General features: G+C 38.1%; 13 protein-coding genes. All 13 read left to right on the plus strand.

Annotated elements, in window-relative coordinates:
* Nucleotides 1-48: 48 nt before the first annotated feature.
* The 13 genes from MUN88_RS11095 to MUN88_RS11155 all read left to right on the plus strand — a co-directional run bounded on the left by MUN88_RS11095 (nucleotide 49) and on the right by MUN88_RS11155 (nucleotide 15994).
* The gene (locus tag MUN88_RS11095; RefSeq protein WP_244724466.1) at nucleotides 49-1743 is read left to right on the plus strand and encodes an extracellular solute-binding protein; all 1695 of its coding nucleotides are present in this window, start codon (nucleotides 49-51) and stop codon (nucleotides 1741-1743) included.
* Between the two features lie 204 nt (nucleotides 1744-1947).
* Complete coding sequence (locus tag MUN88_RS11100) at nucleotides 1948-2838, plus strand: ABC transporter permease (RefSeq protein WP_244714986.1); 891 nt, start codon at nucleotides 1948-1950, stop codon at nucleotides 2836-2838.
* A gap of 15 nt (nucleotides 2839-2853) precedes the next feature.
* Entirely contained in the window at nucleotides 2854-3744 is an 891-nt protein-coding gene (locus MUN88_RS11105) for a carbohydrate ABC transporter permease (RefSeq protein WP_244714988.1), read from the plus strand.
* A gap of 13 nt (nucleotides 3745-3757) precedes the next feature.
* Entirely contained in the window at nucleotides 3758-4381 is a 624-nt protein-coding gene (locus tag MUN88_RS11110; protein WP_244714990.1) for a YesL family protein, read from the plus strand.
* A 331-nt stretch (nucleotides 4382-4712) separates the two neighbouring features.
* Nucleotides 4713-6041 carry an ABC transporter substrate-binding protein gene (locus MUN88_RS11115; RefSeq protein ID WP_244714992.1) on the plus strand — a complete coding sequence of 443 codons (1329 nt, stop codon included), beginning with the start codon at nucleotides 4713-4715 and terminating at the stop codon, nucleotides 6039-6041.
* A 97-nt stretch (nucleotides 6042-6138) separates the two neighbouring features.
* Entirely contained in the window at nucleotides 6139-7068 is a 930-nt protein-coding gene (locus tag MUN88_RS11120; protein WP_369809990.1) for a carbohydrate ABC transporter permease, read from the plus strand.
* A complete protein-coding gene (locus MUN88_RS11125; RefSeq protein WP_244714994.1) occupies nucleotides 7068-7910 on the plus strand; it encodes a carbohydrate ABC transporter permease in 843 nt (280 codons plus the stop codon). The genes MUN88_RS11120 and MUN88_RS11125 overlap by 1 nt, the downstream gene beginning before the upstream one ends.
* A gap of 31 nt (nucleotides 7911-7941) precedes the next feature.
* Nucleotides 7942-9735, plus strand: a complete 1794-nt coding sequence (locus tag MUN88_RS11130; protein WP_244714996.1) for a cache domain-containing sensor histidine kinase — start codon at nucleotides 7942-7944, stop codon at nucleotides 9733-9735.
* A gap of 1 nt (nucleotide 9736) precedes the next feature.
* Nucleotides 9737-11353, plus strand: coding sequence for a response regulator transcription factor (locus tag MUN88_RS11135; RefSeq protein ID WP_244714998.1), 1617 nt, complete (start codon nucleotides 9737-9739; stop codon nucleotides 11351-11353).
* 28 nt (nucleotides 11354-11381) lie between these two features.
* Complete coding sequence (locus tag MUN88_RS11140) at nucleotides 11382-12275, plus strand: glycoside hydrolase family 43 protein (protein ID WP_244715000.1); 894 nt, start codon at nucleotides 11382-11384, stop codon at nucleotides 12273-12275.
* Nucleotides 12268-12609 (plus strand): hypothetical protein, encoded by a 342-nt coding sequence (locus MUN88_RS11145; RefSeq protein WP_244715002.1) that lies wholly within the window; start codon nucleotides 12268-12270, stop codon nucleotides 12607-12609. The genes MUN88_RS11140 and MUN88_RS11145 overlap by 8 nt, the downstream gene beginning before the upstream one ends.
* Nucleotides 12596-14266: a glycoside hydrolase family 65 gene (locus MUN88_RS11150; RefSeq protein ID WP_244715004.1), complete on the plus strand. Its 1671-nt coding sequence runs from the start codon at nucleotides 12596-12598 to the stop codon at nucleotides 14264-14266. The genes MUN88_RS11145 and MUN88_RS11150 overlap by 14 nt, the downstream gene beginning before the upstream one ends.
* A gap of 180 nt (nucleotides 14267-14446) precedes the next feature.
* Nucleotides 14447-15994, plus strand: a complete 1548-nt coding sequence (locus MUN88_RS11155) for a Na+/H+ antiporter NhaC family protein (RefSeq protein WP_244715006.1) — start codon at nucleotides 14447-14449, stop codon at nucleotides 15992-15994.
* Nucleotides 15995-16024 lie beyond the last annotated feature (30 nt).

Consider the following 16024-nt stretch of genomic DNA (forward strand, 5'->3'; position numbering starts at 1 on the left):
TGATATGATGAAGCTATGATCAAAAATAAATAGAAAAGAGGGGAAATGATGTTAAAGAAGATCTTATTTTTACTATTATTTGTTATGCTGTTAGTCGCCTGTTCGAATGAAGATGCCAGTACGGATGAGACGGATGATAAGGATACGACCTCTGAAACGCCTTCTGAGCCTGCGGATCCGTTTGGAGCGTATGAAGAGACCGTTACGATCGCGATCGGTCAGGAAGTAGATCCGAGTGATACGAGTTTGCAGGATGGTGACACACCTCTAGATAATCAATACACACGACATGTAAAAGAAAATTTGAATATTGTAGTGCAGCACGCATTTACGGCATCTCCATCAAACTATGATCAGAAGGTAAGCTTAGCGATCGCCAGCAATGATTTGCCTGATGCAATGGTGGTTGGTCCCGTAGAATTAAGACAATTAGTCGAGGCTGATCAAATTGCTGATCTAACCGAAGTCTATGAAAATTATGCATCACCAGCTATCAAAGAGATTATTGACAGTTCCAGTGGCGTAGCATTAGAAAATGTTACATTTGATGGCAAGATTATGGCGATTCCTAATTCCCAGGCAAGTGCAGATGGTGTTCACAATCTTTGGATTAGAAAGGACTGGTTAGATAAGCTTGGCCTTGAGCCACCTAAAACGCTCGATGATTTGAAAGAGGTAGCAAGAGCGTTTGTGGAAGAAGATCCGGACGGCAACGGGCAAGATGACACAATTGGTTTGGCAGGTCCAGATACTTCAAATAAACTGTATGCGAACTTTTTGGAATCGACTAACAATTTATATGGCTTTGACGGCATATTTTCTGCCTTACATGCTTATCCGGGTTACTGGCTTGAAGGGGAGGACGGCAAGCCGGTTTATGGATCGACACTCCCGGAAACGAAAGAAGCATTGTCCTTTTTACGGAATATGTATAGCGAAGGTTTGATTGATCCGGAAATTGGTGTAAGAGAGGATTCCGGCGAGTCAGTGATTAGTGGAAATACGGGAATGTTTTTCGGTCCGTTCTGGATGCCATATGGTCCGCTTACCGATGCAGTGAAGAATAACCCTGATGCGAACTGGCAATCTTATGCGTTGCCGCTGGATGCGAATGGAGAATATACACCGCATTTAAGTACAACGACGACGCAATTTGTAGTCGTTCGAAAAGATTATGAGCATCCTGAAGCTGCCATGAAGATTTTAAATAACCTGTTAGCTAACGAATCTGAATTTGATCCAAGTATTGGTGGTCCTGGATTCTATCCGTTGCGTCTCGTGTATGCACCGGCAGATGAGATGGAAGTCACGACGGTTGCGCTACGAGAAGTGTTGGCAGGCACGAAGGAACCGGAAGATTTCTATGATATGCCAGCCTACAAACTGTTGAAGTCAGATGTCGATCATATTCATGAAGTTAAACTGGAGCCATACGATAACACGGATATTGAGTATTGGGATCCACAGGCGAATTTAGGACAATGGACGAGAGCATATTCTGCACTGGTTGGGACAGCACCTCTAGTGGATACAGAAATTAATGGTGTCAAAAGCTTGATCTATTCCCAGACGAAAACGATGGAGGATCGCTGGGTCAACTTGAAAAAAATTGAAGATGAAACCTTCCTGAAAATAATAATGGGTACTGAATCCTTAGATGCTTTTGATCAGTTTGTCGAAGACTGGAACAGCCAAGGTGGCGAGCAAATTACGGAAGAAGTAGCAGACGTAGTAGCTAAATAAAGTGAGTCTTTGATCAGTGGGGTTTTTGCCCCCCACTGATCATTAGCGAAACTTATCAGGGTGTTAGCGTCTGTTTACTCCCACTTAGCTTCTTTGTGATACTCGAAGCTTGAAGTGGGAGTCTTACAGACGGTTTAGCACCGTGATAAACGGGAGCAAAGGCGTCGGACTTACGGCGCCTTTTTATGAAAGGAGTACCTGTACATGAGAACGAAAGGATTTGCTAAACATTATTATTTGATGCTCTTACCTGGATTTGTCTGGTTGATCTTATTTAGCCTTGTACCCATGTTCGGGATCGTGATTGCTTTTCAGAATTATAATCCAGGACTAGGTGTGTTTGGATCAGAATTCGTCGGTCTGGAGACATTTCGTTATATGTTTCAGCTCAATGATACGATGAATGTTTTTTTCAATACGATTTATATAGCCATTATGAAGATTGTTGGCAATCTTATTGTGCCACTCGTATTTGCGTTAATGCTGAATGAAGTTCGGTATATGGGATTAAAAAGGTCGATTCAAACGATCGTATACCTACCACACTTTCTATCGTGGGTTATTTTAGGTGGGGTGCTGCTCGACATTTTTGCTTACGGTGGTCCTATTAATCAGCTGCTCGGGATGTTCGGGATCGATCCAATTTTGTTTTTTGGCAGGGCAGACCTTTTTCCATTCTTAGTTGTCGGAAGTGATGTCTGGAAGGAGTTTGGCTTCAACACGATTATTTATTTAGCAGCTTTAACCGGCATTAATCCGGCTTTATATGAAGCGGCGAGTATAGATGGTGCGTCCCGATTGCGACTGCTATGGCATGTTACATTACCGGGCATCCGTACTACTGCTGTCTTGTTAGCAGTATTGAGTCTTGGAAACGTGCTGAATGCAGGATTTGATCAAATTTTTAACTTATACAATCCGTTAGTTTATTCGAGTGGGGACATTATTGATACATGGGTGTATCGAGCCGGTTTATTGAACCTTCAGTACGAATTAGCGACAGCTGTCGGGCTATTGAAATCAGTAGCAGGCTTCATGCTAATCAGTCTTTCTTATTATCTCGCCTATCGATTTACTAACTACCGGATTTTTTAAGGAAGGAGGATGGATATGTTTAAGAGTAAGACGTTTTCTTCTAAAATGGTCGATATTGTGCTCATCATTATACTAGTGGTGATTGCTATCACATGTATATTGCCGTTATGGTATACCCTCGCATTATCATTGAGCTCGAAATCAGCGGCAGCAGCAGGGGCTGTCGGATTATGGCCGGTCGATTTTAATTTTAATTCCTATCAACAACTGTTACAGGACAGTCAATTTTTTAAATCGTTCTGGATTTCGGTTCAGCGGGTTGTATTAGGTGCGGGGTTGAACTTTATTATTGTGCCTTTAATGGCGTACCCGTTATCGAAAACAGTCAAGGATTTTAAAGGACGCAATGTGCTGATGTGGACCTTAATCTTTACGATGCTATTTAATGGTGGTTTGATTCCGCTATACCTGACCATCAAAGCTTACGGTCTGATGAACAGTATTTGGGCTCTGGTCTTGGTCGGTGGTGCGCAAACGATTGTGTTTAATATTATTTTAACGATTAACTTCTTTCGGAACCTGCCTTCGTCATTGGAGGAAGCGGCCTTGGTCGATGGTGCTGGCCCTTGGTATATCTTAACGAAGGTTTTTATTCCATTGTCTGTACCCGTTCTTGCGACGATTTCCCTGTTCAGTATTGTCTATCATTGGAATGAATTTCTCTATGGTTTGATTTTCATGACGAGAGAAGAATTTTATCCTCTGCAGACCTATATCCAACAGCTAGTGGTCTCTGTTGACCCATCGACGATGACGGAGGATCAATATAAACGCTTAAGTGAATTATCCAATCGAACATTGGATGCAGCCAAAATATTTATTGCAATGATTCCGGTTCTGCTCGTATATCCATTTCTCCAGCGTTATTTTATCCACGGTATTACGTTAGGATCGGTAAAAGAATAGGGAGGAGATATCGATGGAACGTCTTTATTATGCTAGTGTTTTTATATTGAAAATGGCCTATTTGAATGCATTGATGATCGTATTCAGTTTGATTGGCTGTGTGACATTTGGTATTTTTCCATCATTAACTGCTCTGTTTTTCATTGTAAGAAAATGGCAATTTGGTGAAAATAATATAAACACAGCGAAAACGTTTTGGAACGTTTTTAGAAAGGAATTTCTGAGAAGTAATGCTGTTGGATGGTTATTCACCCTAGTCGGTATGATACTGTATATTAATTTGTCATTAGCGAATCTGCTTGAAACATCACTCGTCCATTTCAGTTATTACCCGATTCTGATGGTGTTTATCTTGTTTTTAGCTATTTCAATACTGATTATCCCAGTTTATTTGCATTTTCAAACATCTTTGTGGGGGATGGCAAAGCTTGCGTTTCTCTTCTTGTTTATTTCACCTAAAAACACGTTGTTAATAGCAACAGCTTCCTTTCTGTTTTTGCTGGTGATGAGGATGATTCCTGGATTTATTCCTGTTGTGGGTGTCAGTGGATTTGCTTATATTATTATGTATTTTAGTCTTCGAATATTTAACCAAGTGACAGAGTTAACTGGAGATTCGTTACAAAAGAGTATGTAAAAAAAGAGGAGCACACAGCAACTAATCGTAAAAAGAAAACAGATCAGTAAGGGAAGAGAAGGTGAGGCAGGTCACCTTCTCTTTTTTTATTTATTGGTAGTTGTTGGCTGGAAATTTCGTTTCGTATTTTCTTTAACGTGCTTCAAGTTGTATTTCTTTTTCGGCATAAAAGTCCACTCCTTTGTGTTACTCCTCTCCTTTTTAGCTTGTACAAAAATAAAAAAATTATAAGAACCTAACAAATTTAATGAAAGCACTTACTTTTATTTATTTATTTGAAAAGGCTTTCATCGTAGAATGAAATTATCACATTAGAAAGGGGTTTTTAGTTATGAAGAATTGGTATTTATATTTTGTATTAGCGTTACTTGCTGTAGTAACTATTGCTTGTAGTTCAGATTCAGCAAATGAGGAAACGGAAGATACATCGAGCAATGACGGTCAGGAGCAAACAGATGAAGAAAATATTACGTTACGTGTTGCATGGTGGGGTGGGCAAGAGCGACATGACCGCACCTTACAAGTGATTGAAATGTATGAAGAACAAAACCCAAATGTAACGATTGAAGCAGAATATTCCGGTTTTGATGGCTATTTTGACAAGTTAAATACACAATTGGCCGCAGGAAATGCACCTGATGTTATCCAATTTGGTGGTAATTTAAATGATTTTGTATATCGAGATGTTATTTTACCTTTAGACGATTATGTCGGCAATCAATTGAATACAAGTCTTCACGATCAAAGTATGTTAGATTCTGCCACATTTGATGGGAAATTATATGGAGTTACTTTAGGAACGACTGCATGGGGAATTTTGGTGAATAAAACTCTTTTTGAAGAAGCCGGTGTTGCATTACCAAGTAAAGAATGGACTTGGGATGAATTTAAAGATTTAACTCCGCAATTAACGGAAAATTTGGACGGCGCATACGGTACTGGTGATTTTGGAGAAGATGGATTCGGCGTTTTCCTAGCACAGCGAGATAAATTTACTTACTTAGATGGAGAAATCGGGTTTGAAGCGCAAGATGTCAAGGATTGGTTTAACCTATGGAAAGAGCTTCGTGAAAGTGGAGGAGCTGCGATTCCTGAGGTGCAAGTTTCTGCTTCGCAGACACCTGAACAATCGCTTATTGTACAGCAAGATGTGGCGATTGAATCGATTGCAAGTAACCAATTAGGTGCATATGCCGGTGCAACAGAAGATGAATTTGAATTGTATCCATATCCTTATAATGCAGAAACAGGAAAAAATGGTGTTTCCTTAAGACCGAGTCAATATTTCGCCGCTTATAAGGATACACCTCACCCAGAAGAAGCTGCTAAATTCATGGATTTCTTTGTAAATAACATAGAGGCTACTGAGGTATTGGGAAATGATCGAGGCGCACCAGTGAATTCAGATGTTCGTAAAAATTTGATTGATCAAGCTGATGAAATGGATCAAGCAGTATATTCCTATATTGATTTGGTAAGTGAATCGTCTGATGCACCATATATTCCTAATTTACCTGGTTATAACGAAAATACCCAACTCTTTACGGAAACTGAACAAAAAATTTATTATGATCAGCAATCAGTTGATGAGGCGGCAGATTCTTATTATGAAGAAGTTATTGCGAATATAGATAAATATGTAAATGAAGCGGCGGAGTAAGTCAGATAAAGAGGCTCTATAATGAGTCTCTTTATTACCCGTATCAATCAATAAAAGATCAGTTTAGGAGGGGTGACAATTGAAAACAGCAGAAGTAATCGAATCATCTGAAATAAAAAGAAAAACGAAATTATCAAAAGATACAAAAAAACAATATGTTGCGGCATATCTTTTTTTGTTGCCGTGGCTAATAGGATTTTTAGGGTTAGTATTGGGTCCGATGATCAGTTCTTTATACTTATCTTTCACTCGATTTGATTTGCTAAATACACCCGAATGGATCGGATTCGCAAATTATCAAGAAATGTTTCAAGACGATCGTTGGCTCGCTTCTGCCAAAGTTACTTTAACATTTGTGTTTATAGCAGTTCCAACACAATTAATTGCGGCACTATTGGTTGCTGTATTGTTGAATAAAAAAATGGCTGGTGTCGGATTTTACCGTACAACTTATTATTTACCATCACTATTAGGTGGTAGTGTAGCTATTGCGATTTTATGGAAGAATTTATTTGAAATCGATGGACTGGTCAATCAAGTACTTGCCTTTTTCCATATTGAAGGTCAAGGATGGATTTCGCATCCTGATTATGCGCTTGGAACCATTATTATATTAGCGACCTGGCAATTTGGGGCATCAATGGTTATTTTCTTAGCGGGCTTAAAGCAAATACCTAAAGAATTGTATGAAGCTGCTGCGGTAGATGGTGGGACGAAGTGTCAGATTTTCTTTCGTGTGACGTTGCCATTATTATCACCAGTTATATTTTTTAATCTCATTATCGAATTAATAAAATCAATTCAAGTATTTACGTCTGCGTTTATCATTAGTGAAGGAACAGGTGGACCCATCAATTCAACACTTTTTTATACTTTGTATCTGTATCAAAAAGGGTTTACACATTTTGAAATGGGCTATGCCTCAGCAATGGCCTGGATATTGGTTTTTGTATTAGGGGTAATGACTTTAGTGATCTTCTTCTCATCCAAGTATTGGGTTCACTATGAAGACGGGGGGAAATTATAATGGATCAAAGTACAAGAAAAAGCCGAATACTTACACATACATTCATCATTCTGTTTGGACTGTTTATGCTATATCCTGTTATTTGGATGGTCTCTAGTTCATTTAAACCGGAGTCGCTCATTTTTTCTTCTCCGAGTATTTTTTCGAAAACCTGGACATTAGATAACTACTTGAACGGTTGGAATGTAGTAAGAGACGTTAACTTTGGACAGTTTTTTAAGAATTCATTTATCATCAGTTTTATTGCCGTAGTTGCCAATCTAGCGACCTGTTCAATGGCAGCATATGCTTTTGCTAGGTTGCGATTTCCATTGAAAAAACTATGGTTTGCGTGTATGCTAATGACAATTATGTTACCGGCACATGCGACATTGATACCACAGTATACGATTTTTCATCAATTAGATTGGGTCAATACTATTTTGCCACTTACGGTTCCTAAACTGTTAGCTACTGATGCCTTTTTTATCTTCTTGATGGTGCAATTTTTTAGGGGGATTCCTCGTGAATTAGATGAAAGCGCTATAATGGATGGGTGTGGTGTCTTTCAAATATATACGAGAATTATTATGCCTCTAGCTGTACCAGTTCTGATTACCACTGCTATCTTTACTTTTATTTGGACATGGGACGATTTCTTTAGTCAAATTTTATATTTAAACACTGTTGATACTTTTACCGTCCCATTAGGTTTGAGATTGTTTTTAGATTCACAAGGAGAATCAAGCTGGGGCTCAGTTTTTGCGATGTCTGTTCTTTCGTTGATCCCTATTACAACGGTGTTTTTTATATTTCAGCGATATATAGTCGATGGAATTGCAACAACAGGAATTAAAGGTTAATGGTGATAACGCAAGAAAAAGAGGTGGAAGCATGTTACGGAAATTAAAGACAATAATGGTTGTTTGTTTCGTACTTGTTCATGCATTTTTTCTTGCTGCTGTTAGCTATTCCTCTTATCGATTTTTCTTTAACTTTACGTCGGATGAGATTAGTGAAACAAAGCTGACCTTATTAAATGAAAGTGCAAATAAATTATCAGGTGTGATCAAAAACATCAGTGAAGCAGGAATGTTTATAGCAATTGATGAGAATGTCATGGAGATATTTAATGATATAGATACGGGTCCTTACAAGGCGCTAGTTGAAAGAAATGAGTTAAAGAATCTTGTTCATAATATTTCGTCCTTAAAGCAGGAAGTCTATTCAATCGATATTTATACAGATCGTTATCAAGAGTATCCATATCTTTATGATCATAAAATTCATCCAGAAGAGGATCTTGAGAAAACAGATTGGTTTGCCCCTTTTATACAGAATGTTGACAACGGCTGGGTTCCCAGACATAGTGAAAGTTTGACTAATCGAGAGGTAATTAGTTATGTTCATCGAATTATTAACCATCGAAATGATACTGTAGGTTATATTAAAGTAAATGTACTAGCAGATACTTTTCTAAACTATTTAATCAATACCGATTTATACGAAGACATTCAGGAACCGTTTATTCTGTTGAACACCGGGGGCAGAATTATTGCTGAAACACATAAGCGTCAAGAATTTCCAATTATTAATGATATAACAGTGCAGGCGGAAAATAAGATTTATCAACGGCTGATTCCTGAATACGACGGATTGACGAATCACCATCAATTGATCAAAAAAGAAAATCAGTATTATTTACTGCTTATCTCATCTCCGAATTATGAACAATGGCGTCTTGTTCAAGTTATACCTGTCGCAGATCTTTACGCGGAAACGAAATCACTTGGCTGGAAATTGCTATTGATCGGATTTGTGGCTATTATGTTGTCCATTCCCATTGTCTATAGCATTGGAAAATGGATTACAAAGCCGGTTAGTCAAATGGTCCATGGCATGAAAAAAGTCGAAAAGGGGCAATTTGATGTGCGAATGAACCAACACTTTGTGGAAGAATATGATATTTTAGCAGACAATTTTAATCGAATGACGAATGAATTATCTGATTTAATCAAGAAACTCGAACTAGAAAATAACAACCGACGTGAAGCGGAAATGCGAGCATTACAAAGTCAAATTATGCCCCACTTTTTATATAATACATTGGATATGATTAAATGGAAATCACTCGACCATGATGCGGATGATATTAGTAATATGGTAAACAAATTAAGTAAGATGTTACGAATAGGACTAAGTGGGGGAATAAAATTTATCCCATTACGAGATGAATTAGATCATGCAAAATGTTATATGGATATTCAAAGGATGAGACAATCGCAGCCAATTACTTACAAAGTAAGGGTTCCAGCATCTATGAAGGACTTATATGTACCAAAAATTATTTTGCAACCATTTATTGAAAATAGCATTAAGCATGGCTATCGTCATCTACAAACCAACACGATGAAAATTGAACTAACAGGAGAACTTTTTCCCGAGCAGCGTTGTTTAAAATTGATGATTAAAGATAACGGCAGTGGCCTCCCTGAAGATTGGGAGTTTTCAGATGCGCAAGGTATTGGCATTAAAAATGTGAGAGAGCGAATAGCGATGTATTGTGGGGAGCAATTTGATGTCAATATGTATAACGATAAGATGAGTGGTGTTGTTGTAGAGATCGTTCTACCCATTTTTTCAGAACAACCCAGCTTGCCGATGTTGTCTCAGAGGTTGGAGGGATAAAATGAAAACCATTTTAATCATTGATGACGAGCTTTCTGTACGTCAGGGTCTTAGCCGGCATGTCGACTGGCAAAAACTTCGGTTAAATGTAATTGGAACAGCAAGTGATGGTAAACAAGCCTTAGAAATGATCAATAAGGATCGTCCCGATATAGTCATAACGGATATTTATATGCCTGAAATGGACGGTTTAACGTTAATAAAACATTTATATGAGCAGTATTCTTCTATTAAAATTATCATTCATAGTGGTTATAATCATTTTGATAATGCCAGGAAAGCGATTCAATATGGAGTGAAGCATTTTTTTTTAAAGCCATCTCCTGTTTCAGAAATTGAAACGATCATGCAGGATGTATTACAAGAAATGGAAGCTGATGATAAAAAAGCTGATATTTTGAACAAGTACACAGTGCAACGACCTGTGTATCTGGCATATCGTAAAGACAGTTTCATACGACAGCTCTTATTTAATCATCATTCATTAAATGATCGTTTATCACATACTAGTAACGAGTTATTAGGTATAAGTACTAATACAGCTGCGATTGTTACGTCGATTATGATTAATCGACCACCTTACTTAACGAAAGCACATGAACGTGAATGGCAATTGATGAAATTTAGCGTTGGGAATATTTTGTCGGAAACGATGGAACGATTCAACGATCAAAGGGAATTGGTTTCGCATTTGGTGGATTATTCAGATTCAAGCTATGTATTAGTTATGTTTTTGCCAGGAAATTCTCTTTATCTAGAGCAGATAAATGATCAACTGGTTCAAAAAATGGTGGATCATGTGCTTTATTATCTGAAGGTTTCTATGATGGTTGGGGTTAGTGAAGTCAAAAGCAACATCCATCAATTAACAGATGCTTATGGTGAAAGCATGCAGGCGTTGGAAGTATCTGAATATGAAGAATGGAATCACGTATACCATTACAACGAAATGAAAAAAAGAGGCGTTCATTCTTCGGAGAGTTATCCTTTTGAAATGGTGAAGGAAATAAATGAAGCGATTACTTCAAAAGATTATGAAGTGGTTCTTGATATTTGGAATAATTTTGTGAACGATATTTCTTCAGCAACTTATTTGCCCTTTTATCTTATACAGACCATTTCTATCAATGTATTAAGTGTTCTATTGATGGAGGAGCAGTATTCGGATAATGGAGAAAGTGATTTGAATGAGGCAGTCTTATTACAAGGTGTGTATCATCATCAAACAACGAAAGCATTATTAGATTGGATGCTACTACAATTGAAGGATTGGGTAGAACGCTCCAAACAATTTATATCAAATCAAAAGACAAGTCATTTAGTAGATCAAGTAAAAGAACATGTGCATCAATATTATGATGAACTCATTACCCTGGGTGAAATAGCAGAAGAATTTCATGTGAATCGTAATTATTTATCTCAATTGTTTAAGAAAACAACCGGAGAAACGTTTGTACATTATTTGAATCAATATCGCATTAATAAAGCAAAAGAATTGTTGCGCGAAAAAAGGTATATGGTCTATGAAGTAAGTGAAATGGTGGGTTATCAAAATTCCACATATTTTAGTCAGGTTTTTAAAGCTATTGTTGGGATTAGTCCATCTGAATTTTTTTAGAGTTTTGTTTAAGAAAGGAGAAGAGAGAATGTTAAAAAATCAAGATATCCAGATTAGAGATCCCTTTATCTATGTAAACCGAGAAGAGGGTAAATATTATTTGTATGGCAGTACGGATAAAGATATTTGGGGAAAGGGAACTGGCTTTGATGTGTACATTGGAACTGATTTGGAGCATTGGGATGGACCATTTCCAGTATTTCGTCCAGATGCCTCTTTTTATTCTGATGAGAATTTTTGGGCACCAGAGGTTCATTATTATAATGGCGACTATTATTTATTCGCCACGTTTTTACTTAAAGAAAGTGGTATGCGAGGAACAGCGATATTAAAATCTAGTACACTGACAGGACCGTTTCAACCACATAGTGAAGGGATTGTTACGCCAAACAATTGGCACTCACTTGATGGAACTCTCCATATTGATCGTGAAGGGGCACCTTGGATGGTTTTCTGCCATGAATGGATACAAGTAGGAGACGGTGAGATTTGCGCGATTCGACTTAAAGCCGATCTTTCTGATGCTGTTGGGGAACCAATTACGCTTTTTGCTGCATCGGAAGCGCAATGGCCAACGTCTTTTACGCACAAACGATTTCCTTCACAGATCAATTATGTGACAGACGGACCTTATTTGTATGATGCAGAAAATGGTGAATTACTAATGTTATGGGCAAGTTTTGTAGATAGCATTTATGCGCAAGGTATATCTCGTTCTGTTTCAGGACAGTTGACTGGTCCATGGCAACACGATGATCATCCTTTGTTTACAAGTGATGGCGGTCATGGCATGTTATTTCATGACAAGTATGGGAGGTTACAATTAACCTTACATTCTCCAAACAGAACTCCGGAAGAACGACCTATCTTCATTGAGCTTGAGGAATCGTCGGGTAAATTGAGGAGGCGCGAAGATGGATAGAAAACGGATTGTGGAAAAGCACTCACCAATGTTAAATGCAATTGAGCCAAAAGCACCATTATCGATAGGCAACGGAGAATTTGGCATGGTGCTAGATTTTACAGGATTACAGAGTTTTCCGAATGCTTATGAAGTGCCATTAAGTACACAGTCTAATTGGGGATGGCATTCCACTGGAGGAAAAGATCTCTATCATATCGGAAACGTTCAAATGGAGCCGTATAATGGGGTACCTTATCCATTGTTTCCTGACGATAAAGAGGATGCATACCATTGGTTAAGGAAAAATCCACATCGTGTACAATTAGGGCAAATAGGTTTTGTTTTTTTTTGATCAAGAGGGGAATGAACGAACAATTGCTGATATCGTTCCATGTCAGCAGCATCTACATTTGTGGACAGGCAAAGTAAAAAGTGGATTTACTGTACTAGGTGAGGAAGTACAAGTCGAAACCGTATGTTCACCTGCTACAGATGCAATCGCTGTTACTGTTTCCTCTCCTTTGTTAGTGAAAGCTCAAATAGGAGTTCAAATGAGATTTCCCAATCCCAATATGAGAGATAGAGAATGGGAAAAAACGACAGATATGTCTTGGGACGTGAATGGTCATCTAACAACATTAAGATTAAAAGACAATCAAGCAATGATAGAAAGAACGTTAGATGATACGACTTATTACGTACAATGGGATTGGAATGCGGGAACATTAGAAGAGTGTAAGCCTCATTTATTTAGATTGCATCCGTCGACATCCACCCTAACTTTTACTATGCATTTTTATAAAGAGAAAAAATCGATACAAACTGTAGAAGATATCATCGAAACATCACGTAAACATTGGAAAGCTTTTTGGGAATTGGGTGCCTTTATATCATTTGAAGGCAGTTCCGATAAAAGAGCGGAAGAATTAGAGAGAAGAGTAGTTTTATCTCAGTATTTACTAGCGGTTCATAGTGGTGGATCAGTACCGCCCCAGGAAACGGGCTTCATGTACAATAGCTGGTTTGGTAAATTTCATTTGGAAATGCATTGGTGGCATGCAAGTCATTTTCCAATGTGGGGTAGAAACGAAATTTTAAAAAAGAGTTTATATTGGTATATAAAGATATTACCTAAGGCTTATCAGCTAGCGGATTATCAAGGGTTTGAAGGTGCAAGGTGGCCAAAAATGATAGGAATAGAAGGAAATCAAACACCTTCACCAATCGCTCCAGGGTTAATTTGGCAACAACCCCATCCAATTGCATTAGCTGAACTTTGTTATCAATGTGAAAAAGATCAAAAATTTTTAGAAGAATTTGAAGAAATAGTGTTTGCTACAGCAGAATTCATGGTCTCATTCCCTAACTATGATAAACAAACTGAAACTTATCAACTAGGTCCCGGCTTGATTCCAGCGCAAGAAAATCACCTGATGGAAGATACTGTTAACCCAACATATGAGTTAGAATACTGGCATTATGGGTTAGGTATAGCGATTGAATGGATGAATAGATTAGGGAGAACAATACCTGAAAAATGGCTGGAAGTTAGGAGTAAGATGGCTCTACCATCTGTGGAAAATGATGTCTATCTTGCGCATCGTGACTGTAAACATACTTTTACTGAAAAGAATCATGATCACCCTTCAATGGTAGCAGCTTATGGTATATTACCAGGTGCCTTAATTGACTGGACAGTCATGAATAATACGTTGCAAAAGGTGCAGAACGAGTGGCAATGGGACACTGCATGGGGCTGGGACTTCCCGATGTGCGCAATGACGGCAGCAAGAATGGGAAATTCTGCATTAGCGATTGATTTTTTATTAATGAATCAAGTTAAAAATACGTATTTAATCAATGGACATAATTATCAACATGATAAGCTTACTGCCTATTTGCCGGGGAATGGTGGGCTGCTTACGGCAGTAGCAATGATGGCGACAAAATGGGGATTTCCAAATGGCTGGAAGGTGGAATATGAAAATTTAAAGGGTCTCTTATCGTGAAAGTTAAAGATCATGTCGTTTTTTAACGAATTATCGCAATTTGCCACAAAAAAATAATGACACACGTTTGGAATATTGGTAAAATAAATGATATGTTTTGATGGAACAGTAATAGACTTTTGTTCTGTTACTGTTTTTTTTTGCGTTTTTGGATAGGATAGATATTGTGGAGGTTATGATATGGAAGGAACGATATTTTCGCTGATTCCGGCAATTTTGATGTTGGCATTAGTATTATTCACCAGAAGTATATTGATATCCTTAGGAACTGGGATTGTTGTCGGAGCGCTTCTTATACATGAATTTAATATATGGAAAAGTCTGCAACAAATTTGGTTTGTATTTCGTGATATTTTTTATACGAGTGATGGTTTGAATTTAAGCAGTATTTACTTATTATTATTTTTACTTTTATTAGGGATCATGACGGTGATTATGACGGCATCTGGTGGAAGTAAGGCATTCGGTGATTGGGCGATTCATAAAGTGAAAGCGCGACGAGGCGCTCAGCTTGTTCCACCAGTATTAGGTGTTATCATCTTTATCGATGACTATTTTAACAGTTTGGCGGTTGGACAAGTTTCCCGCCCTCTAACGGATCGTTATAGAATATCGAGAGCAAAGCTTGCTTATTTTATTGACTCTACTTCCGCACCGATTACGGTTGTTACACCAATTTCGAGCTGGGGTGCCTACATTATTGGTACACTCGGGTCTATTTTTGCAGCGGCAGAGGTAACCAAATTTCAGCCATTAGAGGCTTTTGTCAAAATGATTCCACTCAATATGTATGCATTCGCAGCATTGTTGCTGGTTTTATTAGTGGCACTGTTTAACATTAATATCGGATCAATGCGTGTTCATGAACAACGTGCGATCGATACCGGCCATGTTACGGACCCGTTAAAGACAACAATGGCAGCAGATGTGGAAGAGAATGCAGTAATCAATAAGAATGGCACGATTGTGCATTTGTTAGTTCCGATTATTGTATTGGTTGTCAGTACTGTCGCAATGATGCTGTTCACAGGATATCAAGCAACAGAAGGCAGAGCGACTTTATTAACGATGTTTGAAAATACCAACGTCAATCTTTCACTGTTTACTGGTGGAGTCGTGGCAGTGGTAGTATCCTTCTTGCTGTTTTTTACATTGAAAGGGAAAAAAATATCGGCGATGAAAATTATTAAAGATGGTTCGATGTCAATGATGCCGGCTATTTATATTCTTGTGTTAGCCTGGATGATTGGTTCAATTATCGAAATCATCGATACTGGTGGGTATTTGGCATCGCTCGTTGATCAAATTTCTTTTAACGTTGATTACCTTGCCTTATTATTATTTATCATTGCCGGAGTTATGGCATTAGCAACCGGAACTTCATGGGGAACATTCGGTATTATGCTTCCAATTGCAGCACAAATGGCGATTGTCTATGATGTTAATCTCGTATTACCAGCAATGGCGGCGGTTTTGGCAGGTTCTGTATTCGGGGATCATTGTTCTCCTATTTCAGATACATCCATACTTTCCTCCACAGGAGCTGGCGCGAATCATATGGACCACGTGCTCACGCAATTACCGTACGCATTTATCAGTGCATTTGCAGCAGCAATCGGTTATCTGATTTATGGTTTAACCGGCCTGACGTGGATCTCGTTGCTAATTACACTGATGATTACCATATTAATAGCCGTTCTATTTCTGTTTAGAGCGAAAAAAGTATAACAGAAATAGCTAGGGATTTTGTATAAACAA

Source organism: Gracilibacillus caseinilyticus, from assembly GCF_022919115.1.
Lineage (GTDB): Bacteria > Bacillota > Bacilli > Bacillales > Amphibacillaceae > Gracilibacillus > Gracilibacillus caseinilyticus.

What these genes read in the sequence shown, in the direction of transcription:
- MUN88_RS11095 (WP_244724466.1), top strand. Translation starts at nt 49, where the DNA reads ATGTTAAAGAAGATCTTATTTTTACTATTATTTGTTATGCTGTTAGTC.
- MUN88_RS11100 (WP_244714986.1), top strand. Translation starts at nt 1,948, where the DNA reads ATGAGAACGAAAGGATTTGCTAAACATTATTATTTGATGCTCTTACCT.
- MUN88_RS11105 (WP_244714988.1), top strand. Translation starts at nt 2,854, where the DNA reads ATGTTTAAGAGTAAGACGTTTTCTTCTAAAATGGTCGATATTGTGCTC.
- MUN88_RS11110 (WP_244714990.1), top strand. Translation starts at nt 3,758, where the DNA reads ATGGAACGTCTTTATTATGCTAGTGTTTTTATATTGAAAATGGCCTAT.
- MUN88_RS11115 (WP_244714992.1), top strand. Translation starts at nt 4,713, where the DNA reads ATGAAGAATTGGTATTTATATTTTGTATTAGCGTTACTTGCTGTAGTA.
- MUN88_RS11125 (WP_244714994.1), top strand. Translation starts at nt 7,068, where the DNA reads ATGGATCAAAGTACAAGAAAAAGCCGAATACTTACACATACATTCATC.
- MUN88_RS11130 (WP_244714996.1), top strand. Translation starts at nt 7,942, where the DNA reads ATGTTACGGAAATTAAAGACAATAATGGTTGTTTGTTTCGTACTTGTT.
- MUN88_RS11135 (WP_244714998.1), top strand. Translation starts at nt 9,737, where the DNA reads ATGAAAACCATTTTAATCATTGATGACGAGCTTTCTGTACGTCAGGGT.
- MUN88_RS11140 (WP_244715000.1), top strand. Translation starts at nt 11,382, where the DNA reads ATGTTAAAAAATCAAGATATCCAGATTAGAGATCCCTTTATCTATGTA.
- MUN88_RS11145 (WP_244715002.1), top strand. Translation starts at nt 12,268, where the DNA reads ATGGATAGAAAACGGATTGTGGAAAAGCACTCACCAATGTTAAATGCA.
- MUN88_RS11155 (WP_244715006.1), top strand. Translation starts at nt 14,447, where the DNA reads ATGGAAGGAACGATATTTTCGCTGATTCCGGCAATTTTGATGTTGGCA.